General features: G+C 71.9%; 20 protein-coding genes and 1 riboswitch. Of the genes, 9 read left to right on the forward strand and 11 right to left on the reverse strand.

Annotation, left to right across the window (positions count from 1 at the left end):
* Nucleotides 1–4: 4 nt before the first annotated feature.
* Nucleotides 5–1012 carry an ABC transporter permease gene (locus tag FHP06_RS12700; RefSeq protein ID WP_230973508.1) on the reverse strand — a complete coding sequence of 336 codons (1008 nt, stop codon included), beginning with the start codon at nucleotides 1010–1012 and terminating at the stop codon, nucleotides 5–7.
* A complete protein-coding gene (locus tag FHP06_RS12705; protein WP_222706476.1) occupies nucleotides 1009–2556 on the reverse strand; it encodes a sugar ABC transporter ATP-binding protein in 1548 nt (515 codons plus the stop codon). Before FHP06_RS12705 ends, FHP06_RS12700 begins: the two co-directional genes overlap by 4 nt.
* Nucleotides 2557–2665: 109 nt before the next feature.
* Here FHP06_RS12705 and FHP06_RS12710 point away from each other — a divergent pair, with 109 nt between their 5' ends.
* Nucleotides 2666–3898 carry an ROK family protein gene (locus FHP06_RS12710; protein WP_147687166.1) on the forward strand — a complete coding sequence of 411 codons (1233 nt, stop codon included), beginning with the start codon at nucleotides 2666–2668 and terminating at the stop codon, nucleotides 3896–3898.
* Here FHP06_RS12710 and FHP06_RS12715 read toward each other — a convergent pair.
* From FHP06_RS12715 to FHP06_RS12725, 3 genes are all read right to left on the reverse strand, one after another.
* Entirely contained in the window at nucleotides 3890–4588 is a 699-nt protein-coding gene (locus FHP06_RS12715) for a hypothetical protein (RefSeq protein WP_147687167.1), read from the reverse strand. The genes FHP06_RS12710 and FHP06_RS12715 overlap by 9 nt on opposite strands.
* Entirely contained in the window at nucleotides 4585–5973 is a 1389-nt protein-coding gene (locus tag FHP06_RS12720; protein WP_222706477.1) for an ABC transporter ATP-binding protein, read from the reverse strand. Before FHP06_RS12720 ends, FHP06_RS12715 begins: the two co-directional genes overlap by 4 nt.
* Nucleotides 5973–6587 (reverse strand): ECF transporter S component, encoded by a 615-nt coding sequence (locus FHP06_RS12725; RefSeq protein WP_147687168.1) that lies wholly within the window; start codon nucleotides 6585–6587, stop codon nucleotides 5973–5975. The genes FHP06_RS12720 and FHP06_RS12725 overlap by 1 nt, the downstream gene beginning before the upstream one ends.
* A riboswitch (TPP riboswitch) is annotated at nucleotides 6577–6686 on the reverse strand. (Overlaps the previous gene by 11 nt.)
* Before the next feature lie 18 nt (nucleotides 6687–6704).
* On the opposite strand from FHP06_RS12725, the gene FHP06_RS12730 reads away from it, so the two are divergent.
* The 7 genes from FHP06_RS12730 (at nucleotide 6705) to FHP06_RS12760 (ending at nucleotide 14328) form a co-directional block, all read left to right on the forward strand.
* Nucleotides 6705–7154 carry a GNAT family N-acetyltransferase gene (locus tag FHP06_RS12730; RefSeq protein ID WP_147687169.1) on the forward strand — a complete coding sequence of 150 codons (450 nt, stop codon included), beginning with the start codon at nucleotides 6705–6707 and terminating at the stop codon, nucleotides 7152–7154.
* A gap of 20 nt (nucleotides 7155–7174) precedes the next feature.
* Nucleotides 7175–7720: an NUDIX hydrolase family protein gene (locus FHP06_RS12735; protein ID WP_147687170.1), complete on the forward strand. Its 546-nt coding sequence runs from the start codon at nucleotides 7175–7177 to the stop codon at nucleotides 7718–7720.
* A 107-nt stretch (nucleotides 7721–7827) separates the two neighbouring features.
* Entirely contained in the window at nucleotides 7828–8118 is a 291-nt protein-coding gene (locus tag FHP06_RS12740) for a GIY-YIG nuclease family protein (protein WP_147687171.1), read from the forward strand.
* Between the two features lie 165 nt (nucleotides 8119–8283).
* Entirely contained in the window at nucleotides 8284–9444 is a 1161-nt protein-coding gene (locus FHP06_RS12745; protein WP_147687172.1) for an MFS transporter, read from the forward strand.
* 81 nt (nucleotides 9445–9525) lie between these two features.
* Nucleotides 9526–9987, forward strand: a complete 462-nt coding sequence (locus tag FHP06_RS12750; protein ID WP_147687173.1) for a hypothetical protein — start codon at nucleotides 9526–9528, stop codon at nucleotides 9985–9987.
* Nucleotides 9988–9991: 4 nt separating this feature from the next.
* Entirely contained in the window at nucleotides 9992–11434 is a 1443-nt protein-coding gene (locus FHP06_RS12755) for a multicopper oxidase family protein (RefSeq protein WP_147687174.1), read from the forward strand.
* 17 nt (nucleotides 11435–11451) lie between these two features.
* Complete coding sequence (locus tag FHP06_RS12760) at nucleotides 11452–14328, forward strand: heterodisulfide reductase-related iron-sulfur binding cluster (protein ID WP_147687175.1); 2877 nt, start codon at nucleotides 11452–11454, stop codon at nucleotides 14326–14328.
* Here FHP06_RS12760 and hutI read toward each other — a convergent pair.
* From hutI to hutH, 5 genes are all read right to left on the reverse strand, one after another.
* Entirely contained in the window at nucleotides 14325–15452 is a 1128-nt protein-coding gene (hutI, locus tag FHP06_RS12765; protein WP_147687176.1) for an imidazolonepropionase, read from the reverse strand. The genes FHP06_RS12760 and hutI overlap by 4 nt on opposite strands.
* Nucleotides 15449–16567: a formimidoylglutamate deiminase gene (locus FHP06_RS12770; RefSeq protein WP_147687177.1), complete on the reverse strand. Its 1119-nt coding sequence runs from the start codon at nucleotides 16565–16567 to the stop codon at nucleotides 15449–15451. The genes hutI and FHP06_RS12770 overlap by 4 nt, the downstream gene beginning before the upstream one ends.
* Nucleotides 16564–17721, reverse strand: a complete 1158-nt coding sequence (locus FHP06_RS12775; protein ID WP_147687178.1) for an allantoate amidohydrolase — start codon at nucleotides 17719–17721, stop codon at nucleotides 16564–16566. Before FHP06_RS12775 ends, FHP06_RS12770 begins: the two co-directional genes overlap by 4 nt.
* Before the next feature lie 108 nt (nucleotides 17722–17829).
* A complete protein-coding gene (hutU, locus tag FHP06_RS12780) occupies nucleotides 17830–19485 on the reverse strand; it encodes a urocanate hydratase (protein ID WP_147687179.1) in 1656 nt (551 codons plus the stop codon).
* Nucleotides 19478–21073, reverse strand: coding sequence for a histidine ammonia-lyase (gene hutH, locus FHP06_RS12785; protein WP_147687180.1), 1596 nt, complete (start codon nucleotides 21071–21073; stop codon nucleotides 19478–19480). The genes hutU and hutH overlap by 8 nt, the downstream gene beginning before the upstream one ends.
* An 80-nt stretch (nucleotides 21074–21153) precedes the next feature.
* Here hutH and FHP06_RS12790 point away from each other — a divergent pair, with 80 nt between their 5' ends.
* The gene (locus FHP06_RS12790; RefSeq protein ID WP_147687181.1) at nucleotides 21154–21906 is read left to right on the forward strand and encodes an IclR family transcriptional regulator; all 753 of its coding nucleotides are present in this window, start codon (nucleotides 21154–21156) and stop codon (nucleotides 21904–21906) included.
* Here the strand turns inward: FHP06_RS12790 and FHP06_RS12795 are convergent.
* Nucleotides 21903–22919 (reverse strand): alcohol dehydrogenase catalytic domain-containing protein, encoded by a 1017-nt coding sequence (locus FHP06_RS12795; RefSeq protein ID WP_147687182.1) that lies wholly within the window; start codon nucleotides 22917–22919, stop codon nucleotides 21903–21905. The genes FHP06_RS12790 and FHP06_RS12795 overlap by 4 nt on opposite strands.
* Nucleotides 22920–22929: the final 10 nt, after the last annotated feature.

Below are 22929 nucleotides of genomic sequence, written 5' to 3' on the forward strand. Positions count from 1 at the left end.
TCGATCAGGTCTTGCGGTTCGCGATCCGCTGCTGGAGGAGCACAGCGACCACGATGATCACGCCCTTCGCGACGTTCTGGGACGACGTCGAGAGGTTGTTGAGCGTGAAGACGTTGGTGAGGGTGGTGAAGATCAGCACGCCGAAGAGCGTGCCGACGACCGTCCCTCGTCCCCCGCTGAGCAGCGTGCCGCCGATGACGACGGCCGCGATGGCGTCGAGCTCCAGCAGCGTGCCGTGGGTCGACGACCCGGTGGTGGTGCGCGACATCAGCATCACGGCGGCGATGCCGCAGGTCAGCCCGGCCAGCGCGTACAGGTAGACGGTGTGGCGCTGCACCTTGATGCCGGCCAGGCGGGCCGCCTCGGGGTTGCCGCCGACCGCGAACGTCCGGCGGCCGAAGGTCGTGCGGTTGAGCAGGAACCAGCCGCCGACGACCACGAGCGCGAACATGATGACGATCACCGGGATGCCGAGCGGCTCGGCGCCGAAGAAGTCGGTGAATCCCTGGTTCCGGATGATCTGCGTCTTGCGGTCCGCGATGATCTCCGCGAGCCCGCGCGCCGAGGCGAGCATCGCCAGCGTGGCGATGAACGGGACGACCTTGCCGTAGGCGATCACGATGCCGTTGATCAGTCCGCACGCCGTGCCGACCAGCAGGGCGCTGAGCACCATGACGATCCAGCCGTAGTCGTCGGCCATGGACTGGGTGCCGGTCGTGGTGGCCCAGACGGACGAGAGCGCCAGGATCGCGCCGACGGACAGGTCGATGCCGCCGCCGGTGATCACGAACGTCATGCCGATCGAGACGACACCGACCACCGAGGCCAGGCGCAGGATCGTGATCACGTTGTCCTTGCTGGCGAACTGGTCGCCCGAGGTCATCACCCCGACCACGCACAGGATGACGAGCGCGATGACCAGCCCGAGGTTGCGGACCACCCCGAGGGACCCGCCACTGTCGCCGCGGGTCTTGGTCACCTCGGTGGACTCTTCCTGCTGAACGGTGCTCACGCGGCGTCTCCGTCTCCCTGGATCATCTGCTGGTCGTCGTGGGTCGCGAGGATGCGGTCGAGCACGCCCGAGGCGTCGATCGCGTCGCTGGGGCCCTCGTGCACGACGTGGCCGTCGGCCACCACGAGCACGCGGTCCGAGAGGCCGAGCACCTCGTCGATGTCGCTGGACACGATCACCAGTGCCACGCCGGAGTCGGCGAGCTCGCGGATGAGCGTGTAGATCTCGGCGCGCGCCCCGACGTCGACGCCGCGGGTGGGCTCGTCGAGCAGCAGCACCTTGCACGACCGGAGCAGCCAACGGGCCAGGACGACCTTCTGCTGATTGCCGCCCGACAGCGTGCGGACGATGCGGTCCGGGGCGTCCGGACGGATGTCGACCGACGTCGCGACCTGCCGGGCGGCGCGACGCTCGGCCGCCTCGGTGGTGATCCCGTACCGGGAGAAGCGCTCGAGGCTGGCGAGCGAGATGTTGCGGTAGACGGCGTCGTCGAGGACCAGGCCCTGGGACTTCCGCTCCTCGGGGCAGAGGCCGACGCCGGCGGCGACGGCCGCGTCGACCGACCCGTTGCGCAGCCGCTTGCCCTCGACGGTGACGGAGCCGCGCGTTGCGCGCCGTGCCCCGTAGATGGTCTCGATGATCTCGCTGCGACCCGCGCCGACGAGTCCGGCGATGCCGACGATCTCTCCGGGGCGCACCGCGAACGACACGTCGTGGAACTCCCGGTCGCGGCTGATCCCGTCGACGGTCAGGAGCGGTGCCGCGTCGGGCAGCTCGGTGGTCCGGCGGGGGAAGACCGACGAGACCGTGCGGCCGGTCATCAGCTGGACGAGGTCGGCCGTCGAGGTCTCCTTCGCGGGGAGGTCCGTGGCGACGGTACGACCGTCCTTGAGCACCGTGAGCCGGTCGCCGATGCGACGGATCTCCTCGAGCCGGTGCGAGATGTAGATGATGGCGGTGCCCGACGCGCGGAGGTCGTCGACGACCTGGAACAGGCCGTCCACCTCGTCGGGGTCGAGCACGGCGGAGGGCTCGTCCATCACGATCACGCGCGCGTCGTGCGACAGCGCGCGGGCCATGGAGACGATCTGCTTGCCGGCCGCCGACAGGCTGCCGACCTCACGGGTGGGGCGGATCTCCGGGTGGCCGAGCCGCGCGAGCAGCTGGCGCGCCCGCTTGTTCATGTCGGAGTCGCGGGTGATGCCGCCGCGTGCCAGCTCGTGGCCGAGGAAGATGTTGTCGGCGACGCTCAGGCCGTCGATGAGGTCGAGCTCCTGGTAGATCGTCGCGACGCCGGTGGCGATGGCGGCCAGCGGGTCGGCGAACGAGATCGGCTCGCCCTCCCACAGGATGGTGCCCTCATCGACGTCGTGAGCCCCCGCGAGGACCTTGATCAGCGTGCTCTTGCCGGCGCCGTTCTGGCCGAGCAGGCAGTGCACCTCGCCCGCGCGGACCGTGAGGTCGACGCCGTCGAGCGCGCGGACGCCCGGGAACTGCTTGACGATGCCGCGCATCTCCAACAGCGGGGCGGCCGGGTCCGACATGCGTGTGACCGTAGTCACGGGTAATGACACGTGTCAAGCAAAAGTCCGTCGAGTCTCGACATGCTTGTGCAGGACTTGACTCCAGAAGTCAGCGTGGTTCACTTTCGCCATGGCTGCGCGTCCCAGACCCGGTTCCGATGCCGGGATCCCGTCGGCCGCGTCGGGCGCGGGCGAGCTGTTCCAGTACCTCCGGGACGGCAAGCCGCGCACCAAGGCCGAGCTCGCCGAGCTGAGCTCGCTGGCCCGCTCCACGATCACCCTGCGCATCGACGCGCTGCTCGCGTCCGGCCTGCTCGCCCCGTACGGCGAGGCGGCCTCCACCGGCGGACGGCCTCCGCAGCGGTTCGCCCTCAACGGCGCAGGCCACGTGGTCCTCGGCATCGACCTCGGCGCCTCACATGCCGCGGTCGCCGCGGTCGACCTCGCCGGCAAGGTGCTCGAGGAGACGTCAGTGGCGTCCGACATCGCGGACGGTCCGAGCGTCGTGCTGGACCGCGTCACCGACCTCGCGCACGAGCTGCTGCAGCGCATCGGGTTGGCGGACGACCAGGTCGTCGGCATCGGGATCGGCGTGCCCGGCCCCGTCGAGCACTCCACCGGCCGGCCGGCGAACCCGCCGATCATGCCGGGCTGGCACGAGTTCGACATCCCGGCGCACCTGTCCCGCACGTTCCCCGTGCCGGTGCTGGTCGACAACGACGTGAACGTGATGGCCCTCGGCGAGCACGTCACGTCGTGGTCGGGCGTCGACCACCTGCTCTACGTGAAGGTCGCCACGGGCATCGGCGCCGGCATCATCACCAACCGCCGGCTGACCCGCGGCGCGCTCGGCACGGCCGGCGACCTCGGCCACGTCCGGGTCGTCGACGCCGACGACAGCGTCGTGTGCCGCTGCGGCAACGTCGGCTGCCTCGAGGCGCTGGCCGCCGGTCCGGCCGTCGCGGCCCGACTCCGCGCGGCGGGCCTCGACATCGACTCACCGCAGGACGTCGTCGACTCCGTGCTGCGTGGCGACGTCGCCGCCCTGCAGGCGGTTCGGGAGGCCGGCCGCTCCATCGGGTCCGTCCTCGCGACGTGCGTGAGCCTGCTCAACCCGTCCGTCATCGTCATCGGCGGCTCGCTCTCGCTGGCCGGGGAGTATCTGATCGCCGGCGTGCGTGAGGTGGTCTACCAGCGCTCGCTGCCGCTGGCCACGAGCCGACTGCGCATCGTGGCTGCCACCACCGGCGACCGCGCCGGCATCCTCGGTGCCGCCGCCCTGGTGCTCGACGAGGTGCTGTCCCCCGAGGCCGTCGACGCCCTGGTCGATCGGCAGCGACAGCCCGCGCGAGCCTCAGGCTAGGACGGTCAGCAACGGCGCGACGGCGCCGAGCGCGGCGGCGAGGACGACCGTCATCACGTCCAGGCGCGTCCAGTCCGCGGGCTCGGCCCAGGTGCGGCGATGAGCGGTGGCGAACCCCCGGGCGTCCATCGCGATCGAGGCGTGCGAGGCGCCGCGCATGGCCTGGACCAGCAGGGCGAACGTCATGCTCGCGGCGTAGCGGCCGTTGCTGATCGGGTTGCGGGTGCGGCCGACGCCGCGGACCCGGCGCACCTGGTCGAGCTGCTCCCAGGCGAGGCCGAATCCGGTGAACCGTTGCATCGCGGCGGCGAACGCGGCCACGAGCCTGGCCGGCAGGCGGAGGCTCTGCGCGAGGTAGTCAGCCAGCCGCGTCGGGTCGACGTACCCGGCCATCACCGAGCCCGGCCAGGCCAGCACGACGATGCGGACGCCGTTCGCGAAGGCCTCCTCGACGTCGTGGCCGCCGAGCCGCCAGGTGGAGTAGACGATCGTGACCGCCGCGATGCTCGTGAACCCGAGGCAGACCAGCGGGTACTTCCAGCCCGGCAGGAACAGGACGGCGGCGACCGCGTAGACGCCGAGCGCGAGGAGAGCGACGTCGAGGTCGTCGATCCAGAACGAGCCGAGCAGCGAGAACATGCCGATGCTCAGCTGGGCGAGCGGGTTGGCCCGCAGGACGGCCGACCTCATGACGAGACGCCCGCCTCGAGCCGGTGCTCGACGTCGCGCGGCAGGTCCGGGTCATGGGTGGAGACTGCGACCGTCGCGCCGGCGTCGCGCGCGGCGGCGACCCAGCCGGTCACCGCGGCCCAGGTGCCGGGGTCCTGGCCGACCGTCGGCTCGTCGAGAAGCACGACCGACGGACGATGGGCCAGCGCCGCGGCCAGGGCGAGCCGGCGCTGCTCGCCTCCCGACAGCCGGTACGGGTGGGCGTCGGCCAGGCCGCCGAGCCCGAAGACGTCGAGCACCGCCGCGGCGTCGACGGACCGCCCGACGCGCCCTGCGGTGCGTGCGACCTCGTCGGCCACCTTCAGCGTCAGGAATCCGTGCTCCGGGTTCTGCGGCACCCACCCGACGGACGTCGCCAGCTCGAGGGTCCGGCGCGACGCCAGGTCGGGCGTGACGCGACCGTTCGTCGGCTTCCGGAGGCCGCCGATGACCGCGAGCGCCGTGGACTTCCCGGCCCCGCTCGGCCCGGTGAGGGCGGTCGTGGTGCCGGGGGCGAGCACGGCGGTGAAGCCGTCGAGGGCGCGGGTGCGCTGGACGCCCCGGAGCGTGCGCGTGGTGAGGTCGGCGACGACGTCCTCGGCCGTCACTCCGAGCGCGTCGGCGGGGCGCACCAGGTCGGCCGGGACGGCGAGCGGCTCCGGGGTCGGCAGGCCGGGCATCCAGACGCCGGCCGGAGCCGGACCGGCGAGGAACGACGCGACGCTGCCGTCGCTGACGACCTCGCCATCGGACGACAGCACGACGACGCGGTCGACGTGCTCGAGCCACGGCCCGATCCGGTGCTCGACGACGACCATCGTGCGGTCGCCGGCCGCGTCGAGGATCGCCTGCCTGACGGAGGTGGCGGTGGCGTCGTCGAGCATCGACGTCGGCTCGTCGAGCAGCAGCACGTCGGGCTCGAGCACCAGCACGCCGGCCAGCGCCAGACGCTGCTGCTCGCCGCCGGACAGCGCGGCCGTGAAGTGGTGGCGGCCGTAGACCCCGAGCCCGACGCGGTCGAGGGCGGCATCGACGCGCGGCCACATCTCCGACCGTGGAACTGACGCGTTCTCCAGCCCGAACGCGACGTCGCGCCCGAGGTGCTCGGCGACGATCGCGTCAGCGGGGTTCTGCAGGAGCAGCCCGAGCCGCCCGTCGACCTCGGCGGTGCCGGTCAGCTCGCCGGCGAGGGTCGTGCCGAGGGCCCCGGCCAGGCCGTGCAAGATCGTCGACTTGCCCGCGCCGCTCGGGCCGACGAGCAGCACCCGTTCGCCGGGCTCGACGGCGAGGTCGAGCCCGGCGACGACCGGGGCCTTGCGCCCCAGCGGGCGCCAGGTGAAGTCCGAGAGCCGGATCGCTCCCCGCACTAGACCTCGGAGACCTGCTCGCGTCCGGGTCCGAACGCGTCGAGCACGCCGGCGGCCGCGAGGGCGCGGACGAGGTAGTAGCCGCCGATCCCGGCGATCACGGCGCCGGACAGGGCGAAGAAGCCCATGTGGGCGAGCTTGGAGCCGAACGAGTAGTCGGGGATGTAGGCCGACCACTCGTACCGCGACTCGAAGACGCCGGCGAGGGCGCCGGCGAGCGTCGCGGTGACGATCCCGAACCGGCGGTAGAAGAACAGCAGGAAGATCAGCTCGGCGCCGAGGCCCTGCCAGAAGCCGGACGCGAAGACGCTCCAGCCCCACTGCGTGCCGCCGACGATGACCGTCGAGACGGCTGCGGCGAGGAACTCCGTGGCGAACGCGGCACCGGGCTTGCGGATGATCAGCCCGCCGACGACGCCGGCGGACAGCCAGACGCCGCCCAGCAGCGCCGAGCTCGGCGGGTAGGAGAACACCGCGAGGTTCGACAGGGGCTCGTACAGCTTGCCCCAGGCCCAGAACACGACGCCGAAGGCGACCGCGAGCGTGGTGAGTGAGACGAGGTCGATGGTCCGGTACCGGATGTCGAAACCTCGGGACGTGACGGCAGAACTCATGATGACTCCCTTCGCCGGTGCTAACCGGAGCAGGTTCAAGGGTCTGCGGCTTCTCCGCACTCTCAGCGCCCTCTGCCAGGCGCTCCCCTGTCTTTCGGCTCAGCCTACCGTGGCCCCATGGAGCTCCTCGTTCGCGCCGCGACGGCGTCCGACCTCCCCGCCGTCCTCGCCCTCCAGCGCGAGGACTCGATGCACTACTTCGACGAGCCCGGCGACGTCACCGACCGCCAGCGATCGGCGTTCGAGGAGATCAGTGCGGACCCGAACCAGGACCTCCTCGTCGGCGAGCTGGACGGTCGCGTCGTGGCCACCGCCCAGGTCACCTGGATGCGGATGCTCGCGGCCGACGGCGGGCTGTACTGCCAGGTCGAGGCGGTGCGGACGACGGCCGACCTTCGCAGCCAGGGCATCGGCGCTGCCCTGATGCAGCACGTGGAGGACGAAGCCCGTCGGCGCGGCGCCGCGCGCCTCCAGCTGACCTCCAACCGCAAGCGCGCCGACGCCCACCGCTTCTACGAGCGACTGGGCTTCGAGGCGTCGCATGTTGGCATGAAGAAGTACTTGTAGGTCCTGCGAGAATGTCGCGCATGGCGTCCGTCCGCACCCCTGACCCGAACCCCGGCTGGCTCTCCGAGATCGCGCTGGACGAGACGCGCTCGCGCGTGCCGATCCTCTACGTCGAGGCGGTGCCGGTGCGGGTCGACACGTACGGCCAGATCGAGCACGTCGGCGTGCTGCTGCGCGGCTCGTCGAGCGGCGAGCTGACCCGCACGCTCGTCTCCGGGCGGGTCTATCACAACGAGTCGGTGCGGGAGGCCCTGCTCCGCAACCTCGAGAAGGACCTGGGCCCCACCGCGTTCCCGCAGCTGCCGGCCTCCCTCACCCCGTTCACCGTCGCGGAGTACTTCCCGCTCCCCGGCGTCGCCCCGCTGCACGACCCGCGCCAGCACGCCGTCGCCCTCGCCTACGTGGTGCCGGTCTCCGGCGAGTGCGACCCCCGCCAGGACGCCCTCGAGCTCACCTGGCTCACCCCCGACGAGGCCATGGAGCCCGAGGTCCTCGACGACATGGAGGGCGGCCGCGGCCACCTCCTCAAGCAGGCCCTCGCCTGGTCCGGCGCCCTTCCCCGCTGACACCCCACGGTCGCTAGGGCCGGAGGCCCGGGAGGGAGCTCTGCGACCGAAGCGACGTCTGTGGACACGACGACGCAGGATCACGTCTCGTCGGACATGCTCCGCCGATGGGCTTCATGTACATCCTCATCTGCGCCGACAAGACGTTCTACGTCGGCGGCACGCGCGACCTCCTCTACCGGCTCCGCCAGCACAAGCGCGGCGAAGGTGCCGAGTACACCAAGCGACGGCGGCCGGTCCGGCTCGTCTACTACGAGGAGTACCCGACAGTCGCCGAGGCGTTCTGGCGCGAGCACCGGGTCCAGGGCCTGACGCGGAGCAAGAAGAAGCGACTGATCAGCAACGGCCCCGGTGTCGGCGTCGACGACGACACGACCCTCTTCGGCGCTGTCGTCTGACGTCGCTTCGGTCGCTGGCGCTCCCTCCCGCGGCTCCGCCGCTAGCGACCGTGACCCGACCCTCGGTCGCTAGGGCCGAAGGCCCGGGAGGGAGCTCTGCGACCGAAGCGCCCGGAATGCGGATCGGTGCTGGCGACGCTTGGGCGGCGCGGGGATGCTGACGGCATGACGACGCCGAGACCTTGGGTGATGCTCGGCGTCGGGATGGTGGCGCAGGTCGCGGGGACGATCCTCGCGAACACGTCGATCTTCCTGATCCCGTACCTGCACCTCGAGCGGGGGCTCAGCCTGGCGCACGCGGGCGTGCTGGCGGCGGCGCCGCTGGCGGGCACGATGATCTCGTTGGTGGCGTGGGGGGCGGTCGTCGACCGGATCGGTGAGCGGCTGTCGCTGACCATCGGGCTCGTCCTCGTGACTGTCGCCGGGTTCGCTGCGGTGCTCGCGAGCGGCTCGTACGTCGGCCTCGGCGTCTGCTGGTTCCTCGGCGGCATCGGCGCGGCGAGCACCAACTCCGCCAGCGGCCGACTCGTGGTCGGGTGGTTCCCGGCGAACCGGCGCGGCGTGGCGATGGGCATCCGCCAGACGGCGCTGCCTCTCGGCGTCGGCCTCGCGGCCCTGATCGTCCCGACGACCGCCGAGGCCGCGGGCCTGCGCGCCGCCCTCGTCGTACCGGCGATCATCTGCGCGGTGGCCGCCGTGCTGACGGCCGTCCTCGTCGTCGACCCGCCGCGCCCGACGCGCGAGGAGGCCGCCGACCTCGGGCAGCTCGACAACCCCTACCGCGGCAGCCTGACGCTCGGCCGCATCCACGTCGCCTCGATGCTTCTCGTGGTGCCGCAGTTCACCGTCTGGACGTACATGCTCGTCTGGCTGATCGACGAGCGCGGCTGGTCGTCCGGAGCCGCCGGAGCGCTCGTCGCGGTCACCCAGCTCGGCGGTGCGGCCGGGCGCATCGCCGTCGGGTGGTGGTCCGACCGGGCCGGCAGCCGGCTCGGGCCGATGCGCGTCGTGGCCGTCGCCGCGCTCGCGACGATGCTGCTGCTCGGCCTCGTCGAGGACACCGCTCTCGCCGTCGTGGTCATCGTCGTGGCGACGGTCGTGACCGTGGCCGACAACGGCCTGGCCTTCACCGCCGTCGCCGAGCTCGGTGGTCCGTACTGGTCCGGGCGGGCGATGGGCGTCCAGAACACCGGGCAGTACCTCGCCAGCACGCTCGTCCCGCCGCTGGTCGGCGCCACGATCGCCGGGCAGGGCTACGGGTTCGCGTTCGCCGCGGTGGCCGTCTTCCCGCTGCTCGCGATCCCCCTGATCCCGGTCCGGGGCTGACCGGGACAAAGTTGCAGAAATCAATCACACGAGACGGCCGCGCAGTGGCATCCTGTCGCGTAGGGGAATGGAGGAGGAGCCATGCGCAAGGCCTACCGGATTCTTGCCGACATCATCGCGATCGAGGTCGTCATCCAGGCCATGATGATCGTCTTCGCCGTCGCCGGTCTGTTCCACTGGATCGACGGTGGTGCGACGCTCGACCAGTCCGTCATCGACGGCTGGGAGGACGACCCTCCCACGTGGCAGGGCGCCATCGGCCACTTCGTCCACGTGATGAACGGCCAGTTCCTGATCCCGCTGCTCGGCCTGGCGCTCCTGATCGTGTCGTTCTTCGCCGCGGTGCCCAAGGGCACCATGCTCGCGGCCGTGGTCCTCGGCTCGATCATCATCCAGGTCGCGGCCGGCATCATCGCCGCGGACGCACCGTGGGTCGGACTGGTCCACGGACTCAACGCGTTCGTGCTGTTCGGCGCGGCGCTGCAGGCGGCGAAGATGGCCAAGCCGGAAGGCGCGGCACAACCAGTCACCGCTCCGGCCTAGGTCGGTGAGGGGAACCCGCCTCCGCGTGCTCGTCGGCGTGGCGGCTGCTGCCGTCGTGCTCGGGCCGCTCGGCTGGTTCTGGCAGCAGAGCCTCCTGCCCGACACGTACTCCGTCATGGACATGGGGTACATGGACTACGGCGGCGGGCCGAAGGAGGGCCACGCGCACGGTCACCACGACGGCGCGACCGACATCACCACCTTCACGGCCGATCCTGATCGCCCGGCGGACGTCAGTGTCGACCTGGTCACGCGCAAGACGAAGGACGGCTACACGATCAACGGCTCGACACCGGGCCCGACGATCACCGCGCAGGTGGGCCAGCTCGTCGAGGTGCACGTGCGGAATGCGTCCGTCGACGACGGCGTCTCCGTCCACTGGCACGGCGTCGACGTGCCGAACTCGCAGGACGGGGTCGCCGGCGTCACCCAGGACGCGATCGGCGTCGGCAAGGAGTTCACGTACCGCTTCGTCGTGACGCGGCCCGGCACGTACTGGTACCACTCGCACCAGGTGTCGCACGAGCAGGTGATCGGCGGCTTGCTCGGGGCGCTCGTCGTGGAGCCCCGCCGGCCGATCACGCAGGACGTCGACCAGGTCGCGGTCGCGCACACGTACAAGGGCCGCCGGACGATCAACGGCGAGGAGGGCGTCCAGCGCGTCGCCGCCGAGCCGGGCGACCACGTCCGCGTGCGCGTGGTGAACACCGACAACGGCACGGTGTCGGCGTGGGCGAGCGCGCCGTACACGGTGCTCGCGATCGACGGCACCGACCTCGTCGGCCCCACCCCGGTCGACGGCCGGCACGTGCCGATCCCCGCCGGCGGGCGCGCCGACCTCGAGGTCACCGTGCCCACCTCCGACGCCGTCCGCGTCCAGGTCGGGCTCGCCACGGCGCTCGTCGTCGGGCCGCGCGACGCCCCGGTGCCGGACCGCGTCGCTCAGCCGAAGAAGGCCGTCGACTTCCTCACCTACGGCACCCACGCCAACGTCCCCATCGCGAGCCAGGACCCGGACCGGAGCTTCGAGTACTCCATCGGCAAGCGCCCCGGCTTCCTCGACGGCAAGCCCGGTCTCTGGTGGACCATCAACGGCCACCTCTACCCGGACATCCCGATGTTCGTCGTGAGCGAGGGCGACGTCGTGCGCGTGCACATCGACAACCACAGCGGCGACGTGCACCCGATGCACCTGCACGGCCACCACGCGCTGCTGCTCTCGCGGGAGGGCAAGCGCTCCACCGGCAGCCCGATCTGGGTGGACTCCGTCGACGTCGAGGACGGCGAGACGGTGGACCTCGCGTTCGTCGCGGACAACCCCGGCGTGTGGATGGACCACTGCCACAACCTGCCCCACGCGACCCAGGGACTCGTGTCCCACCTGATGTACGCGGGAGTAACCACGCCGTTCGACGTCGGGGGCGACACCGGCAACACCCCTGAGTGACGGGTAGTCTCTGCGCCATGATCCTGACGCTGGTCCTCGGATTGATCCTGAACGCGATCGTCCTGCCGATCGCCGCGAAGCGGGTCCTCTTCCTGTATCGCCTCATCACGAGCGGCCAGCCGGCCCCCGACCGCATCGAGCACGTCCGCGAGCGGCTGCCCGAGGCGATCAAGACGCAGGTCACCGAGGTCTTCGGCCAGAAGAAGCTGCTCAAGTGGTCGGTGCCCGGCGCCGCGCACTTCTTCGTGTTCTGGGCCTTCCTGATCCTGGCGTCGGTCTACTTCGAGGCCTACGCGGTGCTCATCTCCCGCGACCCGGAGTGGCACTGGTTCATCTTCAACAGCTGGTCGGTGCTCGGCTTCGTCCAGGACCTGATCAGCGTTCTCTGCCTGATCTCGCTCGGCGTCTTCACGCTGATCCGCATCAAGAACGCCCCGGAGCGCCTGGGCCGCAAGTCCCGCTTCAAGGGCTCGCACCTGTCCGGCGCGTGGATCACGCTGTTCATGATCTTCAACGTCATCTGGACGCTGTTCCTCTTCCGCGGCGCGGTCGCGGCGCACGACATCGCCGAGGGCGAGGGCAACGGCTACGGCAAGGCGGCGTTCGTCTCCTACCTGCTCGGCAAGGTGCTGCCGGACAGCACCGGGCTCATCGGCGCGGGGCTGCTGCTCCACATCGGCGTCATGCTGGTGTTCCTGATCTTCGTGCTGAACTCCAAGCACCTCCACATCTTCCTGGCTCCGCTGAACGTGATGTTCGGCCGCCGGCCCAACGCGCTCGGCGCGCTCAAGCCGCTGACCATCAATGGCAACGCGCTGACGATGGAGGCGATGGAGGACCTCGAGGAGGAGGACTTCGAGAAGCTCGGGGTCGGCAAGGTCGAGGACTTCACCTGGAAGGGCATGCTCGACTTCTCGACGTGCACCGAGTGCGGCCGCTGCCAGAGCCAGTGCCCGGCGTGGAACACCGAGAAGCCGCTCAGCCCGAAGCTGCTGATCATGGGCCTGCGCGACCACGCGTTCGCCAAGGCGCCGTACCTGCTCGCCGACGGCGAGGAGGCCAAGGCCAACGTGTCGGCCACCGCGCTCGCCGAGGCCGAGCGCCCGCTCGTCGGTGAGACCGAGGGCGACGCGTGGCACCCGACCGGCGGCGCCGTCATCGACCCCGACGTGCTGTGGTCCTGCGTCAACTGCGGCGCGTGCGTCGAGCAGTGCCCGGTCGACATCGAGCACATCGACCACATCGACGACATGCGCCGCTACCAGGTGCTCGTCGAGTCGAACTTCCCGAGCGAGCTCAACAACATCTTCAAGGGCCTCGAGCGCAAGGGGAACCCGTGGGGCATGGATCCCAAGGGCCGCATGGACTGGGCCAAGGGCCTGGACTTCGAGGTCAAGCAGGTCGGCGTCGACGTGGAGAGCCTCGACGAGGTCGACTGGCTGTTCTGGGTCGGCTGCGCCGGCGCGTTCGAGGACCGGCAGAAGAAGACGACGCAGGCCGTCGCCGAGCTGCTGCACATGGCGGACGTCGACTTCGCCGTCCTGGGCGACGGCGAGACCTGCACCGGCGACCCCGCCCGTCGCGCCGGCAACGAGGTCATCTTCATGCAGCTCGCGGCCGAGAACGCCGAGGTGCTCAAGGAGACCAAGGCCAAGAAGGTCGTCTCCACCTGCGCCCACTGCTTCAACACGCTGAAGAACGAGTACGCCGAGTTCGGCGTCGAGCTCGAGGTCGTGCACCACACGCAGCTGCTGAACCGCCTCGTGCGCGACGGGAAGCTCAAGCCGATCGCGCCCACCACGGCGACGGTCAAGAACAAGACCATCACGTACCACGACCCGTGCTTCCTGGGCCGTCACAACAAGGTCTACGAGCCGCCGCGCGAGCTGCTCAGCGTCATCCCGAACACCGAGTTCAAGGAGATGCCGCGCAACTCCGAGATGTCGTTCTGCTGCGGCGGCGGCGGTGCCCGCATGTGGATGGAGGAGGACCTCGGCACGCGCATCAACATCAACCGCACCAAGGAGGCCGTCGCCACCGGCGCCGACCAGATCGCCGTGGGCTGCCCGTTCTGCCGCGTGATGCTGTCCGACGGACTCACCGCGCAGCAGGCCGACGGCAAGGCGCGCGAGGAGGTGGAGGTGCTCGACGTCGCGCAGATGCTGCTGGCGTCCGTCAAGCGTGACGACGATCCCGCGACCGAGGCCGAGCCGTCCGCCGAGGACGAGGCCGACCCCGACTCGATCAGTGCGACCGCTGCCGCGGCTCCGGCCGCCGACGCCGCGGAGAGCGGCGCATCGTCGGACGACGAGGTCGAGACCGACGACCAGGCTGACGCGGCCAAGCACAACGTCGTCGAGGACGACAAGGGCGAGGCGGTCGACACCAACGAGGTCGTCGAGGAGCCGGCGGGCGAGGACGCCCCGGCCGTCGAGGAGGTCCCCGAGCCGGAGGCTCAGAGTGACACCGAGCCCGAGAACGAGGCCGAGACCGACGACCGTGCCGCCTCCGAGAAGGAGGACGCCGCGTGGGCCAACGTGGGGCCGGTGAACACCGACCTGCAGGGCGGCGGCAGCACCGACTCCGAGCCGGACGCGCAGCCGGACCCCGAGCCCGACCCGTCCGACGTGCCCGGCACTCCGAGCGCCGACGAGACGGCGGACGAGCCCGACGAGGCGGAGGCGGCTCCGGCCGAGGAGGTCACCAACGTCCCGGACGAGTCCGAGCCCGTCGAGGAGGACGCCCGCGACGAGGAGGCCGGCACCATCACGCCGGTCGAGGACGTCAAGGACGAGACCGTCGTCGAGGACGCCGCTCCCCCCACCGGCGAGGGCGCCAAGCTCAGCGAGGCCGCCACCGACCTCACCAAGGACGACGAGGACGACAAGGCCTAGAGCACCTGGGCCACCAGGGGCACGCCGGGCCGGTAGGCCAGGTGGACGTGCGACGGCGCGTCCAGCACGACGAGGTCCGCCTTCGCGCCCACGCGGAGGTGGCCCACGTCCGTGCGCTGCAGCGACATCGCGCCGCCCTGGGTCGCCGACCACAGCGCCTCCAGCGGCGTCATGCCCATCTCGCGGACGGCCAGGGCGATGCAGAACGGCATCGACGACGTGTATGAGCTGCCGGGGTTGCAGTCGGTGGCCAGGGCGATCGTCACACCGGCGTCGAAGAGCCGGCGGGCGTCGGGATACGGCGATCGGGTGGAGAACTCCACGCCCGGCAGGAGCCCGGCCACCACGCCGGCGTCGGCGAGCGCGGCGACGTCGGCGTCGTCGAGGTAGGTGCAGTGGTCGGCGGCAGCGGCACCCACCTCTGCCGCGACCTGCACGCCCGGGCCGTGGCCGAGCTGGTTGGCGTGCACGCGAGGCACGAGCCCAGCGGTCTGGCCGGCGGTCAGCACGGCGCGCGCCTCGTCGGCGCCGAACGCCCCGTCCTCGCAGAAGACGTCGACCCAGCGGGCATGCGGAGCGCACGCCTCGAGCATCGGGCCGGTGACCAGGTCGACGTACTCGGCAACCTCCGAGCCCTCCGGCACCACGTGCGCGCCGAGGTAGGTCGTCTCCGGCGTGGCCTGCTGCGCGATGGCCAGCGAGCGGGCCTCGTCGTGGACGGTCAATCCGTAACCGCTCTTGATCTCGAGGGTCGTGGTGCCCTGCGCGCGCATCGCCGCGACGTGGCGCGCGACGTTCGCGGTGAGCTGCTCGTCGGTGGCGGCGCGAGTGGCGGCGACGGTGGTGCGGATCCCACCGGCCTCGTACGAGCGGCCGGACATCCGGGCCTCGAACTCCGCCGACCGGTCGCCGGCGAACACCAGGTGCGTGTGCGAGTCCACGAAGCCGGGGATGACGGCGGCGCCCGCGACGTCACGGACGGCGTCGGCCGTGGGGGCGGCCGCGCGGTCGCCGACCCACGCGACCTTCCCGTGCTCGACCACCAGGGCGGCGTCGCGCCGCACGGGCTGCTCGTCGTCCCAGGTCACCAGCTCGCCGATGCCGGTGACCAGGAGCGACGTCATACCCGGCTCCAGCAGGCGCCGATCGCGGCGGCGAGGTCGTGCGCGACCTCGGCGGGATCGAGATCCGGGCAGACGACGTCGGCCGCGGTGGCTGACCACAGCAGGTCGTCGGAGCCGGCGGTGCGGACCGACGGCGCGACCTCGAGCTCGCCGCCGTCGGGGAGGCCGAGCGACGCGAAGCCAGTGGTCGTCGCCGCGTCCCACAGCTGGGCGGCCGTCCACGCGCCGCGGCGTCCGGAGGCGAGCCGTTCGTGCATCTCCACGGCGCGGGCCTCGGCGAACATGTCGATGACGGTATTGCTGTCCGAGCCGAGTGTCAGCCGGGCGCCGGCGTTCCGCAGCGCGACGCTCGGGCCGATGCCGTCGGCGAGCTCGGCCTCGGTGGTCGGGCAGAAGCAGACGAAGGAGCGGGCGGCGCCGAGCGTGGCGACGTCGTCGTCGGTCAGGTGGGTGGCGTGGACCGCCGTCGTGCGCTCGGTCCAGACGCCGGCCTCGGCGAGCAGCGCCACCGGAGTGAGCCCGGTCTCCGCGACGCACTGCTCGTTCTCCGCCGGCTGCTCCGAGACGTGCACGTGCAGGGGCGCATCAGGCAGCGCGGACGCGACCGTGGCGAGCTGCCCGCGCGGGACGCCCCGCACCGAGTGGATCGCCGCCCCGATCACCACGTCGTCGGCGTCGGCGTGCCGCGCGTCGAGGGCGGCGACCCGCGCCGCCCAGGCGTCCGCGTCGGCGTCACGGAAGCGGTCGAGACCGCCGCGCGTGTAGCAGGTGTCGAGCAGGCAGATCCGCAGGCCGACGTCGCGGGCGGCGGCGATCAGGACCTCGCCCGTCTCGTTCGGGTCGGCGTACGGCGTGCCGTTCGGATGGTGGTGCAGGTAGTGGAACTCGCCGACCGCGTCGATGCCCGCCAGCCGCATCTCCGCGTAGGTGGCCCGGGCGAGGCGGTGCAGCAGGTCCGGGTCGAGCACCGCCGCGAGCGCGTACATGCCGTCGCGCCAGGACCAGAAATCGGCAGGGGTGCCGGGCCCTGGGCGGCTGATGGCAGAGTCGCCGCCGGAACGGCCCCGCAGCGCGCGGTGGAAGACGTGCGAGTGGCAGTTCGCGAACGTCTTCACGTCAGCTCCTGGATCACCCGCGCCAGTGCGTCAACTCCGGCCTCGCAGTCGTCCTCCTCGGCGTGCTCGGCCGGGGAGTGCGAGACGCCGGTGGGGTTGCGGACGAACAGCATCGCCGTGGGCAGCTGCTTGCTGAGCACGCCGGCGTCGTGGCCCGCGGCAGTGGGCAGCACCGGGGCGTCGAGGAGCGACGCCAGCTGGTCACGAAGTGGCACGTCGAACTCGACGGCCGGGCTCACCGACTCGGCCGTCAGCTCGACGGTGGTCTCCTCGCCCTCGGACGCACGCTGCGCCTCCGCGGTGATGCGCTCGACGAGCTGCTCGAGCTCGCCCTGGTCCTCGGCGCGCGCGTCGAGCCAGGCGGTCACCCGCGACGGGACGGCGTTGGTGCCGTTGGGCTCCACCTCGAGACGACCGAACGTCGCCCGGGTGTCGCCGTCGTCGGCCAGCCGCTGGGCCGCGAGGACGGTGGCGGCGTAGGCGGTCATCGGGTCGCGGCGGTCGCCCATCGCGGTGGCCCCGGCGTGGTTCGCCTCCCCGCAGAAGTCGAGCCGCCAGCGTCCGTGCGGCCAGATGGCGGTGGCGACGCCCACCGCGTCGCCGGTGTGCACGAGGTGCCGGCCCTGCTCGACGTGCAGCTCGACCGCGGTGCCGACGTGCTGGAGCCACTCGGCGCGGCCGGTCGCCTTGGGGTCGCGGCCGTGCACGATCATCAGCTCGGCGAGCGTGCGGCCGTCGCGGTCCCGCAGGCCGAGGGCCTTCGCCGGGTCGAGCGCACCCGTCGCCAGCTGCGAACCGACGCAGGCGATGCCGAACCGCGCGCCCTCCTCGTCGGCGAAGTTCGCGACGACGACCGGACGGTCGCGGTCGGGCACACGGTCGAGCGCCGCGAACGCCGACACGATGCCCAGCGGGCCGTCGAACGCGCCGCCGTCGGGCACCGAGTCGAGGTGCGAGCCGAGCAGCAGCGCGTCGGACCCGAAATGGGTCCAGGCGAGCTGGTTGCCGTTCCCGTCCTCCGTGACCTCCATCCCTCGGGACTCGGCCTCGCCACAGAACCACTCACGCAGCTCCATGTCGGCGTCGGACCACGCGAAGCGGCGGTAGCCGCCCGACGCGGCCCGGCGGCCGATGCCGGCGATGGCGTCAAGCATCAGTGAATCCCCCTGTGGTCTCGATACACCCGAGCTCGCTGGCGCTCGCCGGGCACTCGACCACCGGTGATCGAGTGCCTGCGAGCTCTGCGAGCGGGCGTATCGAGATCACACATCGTCAGCTTCCGACATCGGGACTCGCACGCCGCGATCGCGGGCGACCTCGGCGGCCTCGTCGTAGCCGGCGTCGACGTGGCGGATGACGCCCATGCCGGGGTCGTTGGTGAGGACCCGCTCGGCCTTCTGACCGGCGAGCGGCGTCCCGTCGACGACGCAGACCTGCCCGGCGTGGATGGAACGGCCGATGCCGACACCGCCGCCGTGGTGGATGGAGACCCAGGTGGCGCCGGATGCGACGTTGACCATGGCGTTCAGCAGCGGCCAGTCGGCGATGGCGTCGGAGCCGTCGAGCATCGCCTCGGTCTCGCGGTAGGGCGACGCGACCGAGCCGCAGTCGAGGTGGTCGCGGCCGATCACGATCGGTGCGCTGACCTCCCCGCTCGCCACCATGTCGTTGAACCGGAGGCCGGCATTCTCTCGCTCGCCGTAGCCGAGCCAGCAGATGCGGGCGGGCAGGCCTTGGTAGGCGACGCGGTCCTGGGCGGTGCGGATCCAGCGCTCGAGGTGCTCGTTCTCCGGGAACAGGTCGAGCACCGCCTCGTCGGTGGCGCGGATGTCCTCCGCGTCGCCGGACAGCGCCGCCCAGCGGAACGGGCCCTTGCCCTCGCAGAACAGCGGCCGGATGTACGCCGGCACGAAGCCCGGGTAGTCGAACGCGCGCTCGTAGCCGCCCTCGCGCGCCTCGGCCCGCAGGGAGTTGCCGTAGTCGAACACCTCGGCACCCGCGTCCGCGAACCCGACCATGCCTTCACAGTGACGTGCCATCGACTCGCGCGCACGTTCGGTGAACCCGGCCGGGTCCTTCTCCCGCTCCGCTGACCAGTCGTCGAAGTCCACGCCACTCGGCAGGTAGTACAGCGGGTCGTGCGCGCTGGTCTGGTCGGTGACGACGTCGATCGGGGCTCCCGACGCGAGCAGCTCGGGCACCAGGTCGGCGGCGTTGCCGAGGACGCCGATGGACAGCGGGCGTCGCTCGGCCTTCGCCTCCTCGGCCAATCGCATCGCGTGAGCGAGGTCGTCGGCCTGGACGTCGAGATAGCGGTGCTCGATGCGGCGGGTGATGCGGCTCTGGTCCACCTCGAGGCAGACGCACACGCCGTCGTTCATCGTGACGGCCAGCGGCTGCGCGCCGCCCATGCCGCCGAGACCGGCGGTGAGCGTGATCGTCCCGGCCAGCGTCCCGCCGAAGCGCTTCGCCGCGACGGCGCCGAACGTCTCGTACGTGCCCTGGAGGATGCCCTGGGTGCCGATGTAGATCCACGACCCGGCGGTCATCTGGCCGTACATCGTCAGCCCGGCCTCCTCGAGCCGCCGGAACTCCGGCCACGTGGCCCAGTCGCCGACGAGGTTCGAGTTGGCGATCAGCACCCGCGGCGCCCACTCGTGCGTGCGCATCACGCCGACCGGACGGCCCGACTGCACGAGCAGCGTCTCGTCGTCGCGCAGGTCGGTGAGCGTGCGGACGATGGCGTCGTACGACCGCCAGTCACGCGCCGCCTTGCCGCTCCCGCCGTAGACGACGAGCTCCTCCGGGTGCTCGGCCACCTCGGGATCGAGGTTGTTCATCAGCATCCGCAGCGGCGCCTCGGTCTGCCACGACCGGGCGGTCAGCGTCGTGCCCCGCGGGGCGTGGATCTCAGGCATCTGTGGACTCCTGTTCTCGCTGAGCGTGACGTTTTCGCCCAGTTTTCGCTGAATTCTGGGCGAAAAGGTCACTCTCAGCGGTGGCGGTGGTCTCGACGAGGGCTCCGGACAGCACGAGCTCCGTGGCGGCGTCGAGGTCGGGGGCGAGGAAGCGGTCGGGTCCGGGGCCGGGGACGCGGTCGCGCAGGGCGGCGATGGCGGCGCCGGTGCCGGCGGCGGGCTCGAGGGGCGCGCGCAGCTCGATGCCGCGGGCCGCGGTGACGAGCTCGACGGCGAGCACCCGCGCCAGGCCGTCGATCGCGCGGCGCAGCTTGCGGGCCGAGGACCAGCCCATCGAGACGTGGTCCTCCTGCATCGCGCTGGACGGGATGGAGTCGACGCTCGCCGGGTTCGCGAGCCGCTTGAGCTCGCTGACGATCGCGGCCTGCGTGTACTGCGCGATCATCAGGCCGGAGTCGACGCCCGGGTCGTCGGCGAGGAACGCGGGCAGGCCGTGGTTCCGGCTGACGTCGAGGAACCGGTCGGTGCGTCGCTCGCTCATGCCGGCGACGTCGGCGACCGCGATGGCGAGAAAGTCGAGCACGTACGCCAACGGGGCGCCGTGGAAGTTGCCGTGCGACTCCAGGCGCCCGTCGTCGAGCACCGACGGGTTGTCGATCGCCGACGCCAGCTCCCGTTCGGCCACCGTCGCGGCGTGGTCGACGGTGTCGCGCGCGGCACCGTGCACCTGCGGCGCGCACCGCAGCGAGTAGGCGTCCTGCACGCGGCCGTCGCCGTACCGGTGGCTCGCGACGATCGGCGACCCGGCGAGCAGCGCCGCCATGCGTGCGGCGGACGTGGCCTGGCCGGGGTGCGGCCGCAGGGCCTGGAGGTCGGCGGCGAGCACCCGGTCGGTGCCCATCAGGCCCTCGATGCTCATCGCGGCGGTGAGGTCGGCGGTGTCGAGCAGCCGGCGCAGGTCGTGGATCGCGAGGACGAGCATGCCGAGCATCCCGTCGGTGCCGTTGATGAGGGCGAGGCCCTCCTTCTCGGCCAGCTCGACCGGCTCGAGCCCGTGGTCGCGCAACGCGTCAGCGGCAGGCCGTTCAACACCACCGTCGGCGACGGTCCCTTCGCCCATGATCGCCAGCGCGCAGTGGGCCAGCGGGGCGAGGTCGCCCGAGCAGCCGAGGCTCCCGTGCTCGCGCACGACCGGGACGATGCCGGCGTTCAGCATCGCGGCGTAAGCCTCGGCGGTCTCCAGACGCACGCCGGTGCGACCGGTGCAGAGCGTCGACAGCCGCAGCAGCATCAGCGCGCGCACGACCTCGTCCTCCACCCGCGGTCCGGTGCCGGCGGCGTGCGAGCGGATCAGGCTCTTCTGCAGCTGGGTCCGCTGCGCCGGCTCGATGTGCCGCGTCGCCAGCGCGCCGAAGCCGGTGGAGACGCCGTAGACCGGGGTGTCCGACGCGGCCAGGTCGTCGACGTGCTTGCGTGCCCGGACGATCGCCTCGCGTGCCTCGGCCCCGATCTCCACGCGCGCACCGCCGCGCGCGACGCTCACCACGTCGTCCATCGAGAGCGGCCCGACGTCCACGGTCACGGTCATGACTCCATGGGACTCCTCGGGGCCACCGGTGTGACAGATCGAAGCGCCACATTCTGTCTCGGATACGAGACACTGAAGTCATGGCCCGACCCGTCCCCGCCGCCACCGCCGCGCTCCGCGTCCTGCGGCTGCTGTCGGGGCAGCCGGTCCCGATGCCGGCCGCGCGGATCGCCGACGCGCTCGGGCTGCCGCGATCCACGACGTACCACCTGCTCACGGTGATGGCCGACGAGGACTTCGTCGTCCACTACCCCGAGGACCGCACCTGGGGCATGGGCCTGGCGGCGTGGGAGGTCGGCCACGGCTTCACCCGGCAGGAGCCGCTCGCGCGGCTGGCCCGGGTTCCGCTGGCCCGACTGGTCGACGCGGTCGGAGAGTCGGCGCACCTCGTCGTGCTGCTCGGCTCGGACGTCCTCTACGTCATCGAGGAACGGGCGCCGGGGCGACCGCCGCTCGTCACCGACGTCGGGGTCCGCCTGCCCGCCCACCTCACCGCGTCGGGCCGCGCGATCCTCGCCGGCCTGCCGGCCGCTCAGGTGCGGGCGCTGTACCCGAACCGGGACGCGTTCGTCAGCCGCACCGGCCTCGGGCCGACGTCACCGACCGAGCTCCGACGGCTCCTCGTCGACACCCGCGCCCGCGGTCACGCCACCGAGGACGGCGAGGTGACGTCCGGCTTCGCCTCCGTCGCCGCGGCGGTGGCCGCCGGCACGATCCACGCGAGCGTCGCCGTCACCTGGGAGAGCCGTCGCGCCCCTGACCTGCCCGAGCTCGCCGACGCCGTCCGCGCCACCGCCGCCGAGATCACCGCCCGCCTGCGGCACGGCCCTTAGGGACGAAGGACCAGCCGGCCCGGGATCCCGCCCTGGCGCAGCCGCTGGTGTGCGGCTTCCGCCTCGGCGAGCGGGACGTCCTCGACGGTCATCGCGAACGGCCGGCCACCGCGCAGCTCGAGGAGGTCGGCCATGTCGTTCGGCGTCGCTCCGCTGGACCCGACGACCCGCAGCGCCCGGACGATGACGAAGCCGAGGTTGACCTCGAGCCGCTGCGTCGGCACCACGTTGCCGATGACGACGACGGTGCCGCCCAGGCGCAGGCAGCGCAGCGACGAGTTCATCGTCGGGGTGCCGACGTTGTCGAGGACGAGGTCGGCGTTCGCCGTCTCGGGGTGCTTGTGGAACGTGGTGCCGTCGTCGACGACCACCGCATCGGCACCCAGGCCCTTCACGTAGTCCTCGCGGTTCGGGTCCCGGATCACCGCGACGACGCGGGCGCCCATGCGCGTGGCCAGCTCGATCGCCGCGCTGCCCACACCGCCCGATGCGCCGGTGATGACCGCCGTCTTGCCGGGCCCGCAGCCGCCCGTCCGCAGCCCGCGGAAGGCCGTGCCGTACGTGCAGTTGAGGATCGCCGCCTCGCTGGCGGACAGGTCGTCCGGCATCGCGTACAGCCCGCGCTCGGGCAGCGTCAGGTGCGTGGCGTAGCCGCCGTCGGCGACGATGCCGAGCGCGTGCGCGCCGTTCTGGCAGATCGAGACCTCACCCGCCTGGCACGCCTCGCACTCCCCGCACGAGTCGCGATGGATGGTGGCGACACGGTCGCCGACCTTCCACATCGAGACGTCGGGGCCCACTGCCGTCACGCGGCCGGCGGCCTCGTGGCCGAGCGTGATCGGCAGCGTGATGAACGGGACCCCGCCGCCACGGTCGATGAGGTCGCGGTGGCAGACGCCGCACGCCTCCACCTCGACGACGACCTGGTTGCCCTGCGGCTCGCCCGGGTCCGGCAGCTCCTCGACCTCCAGGGGCACGTCGAGGTCCATGGCGTCCATGCGGATTCGGATCACGGTCGAAGTG

Origin of the sequence: Aeromicrobium terrae, from assembly GCF_008039565.1 — a bacterium.
GTDB lineage: Bacteria > Actinomycetota > Actinomycetes > Propionibacteriales > Nocardioidaceae > Aeromicrobium > Aeromicrobium terrae.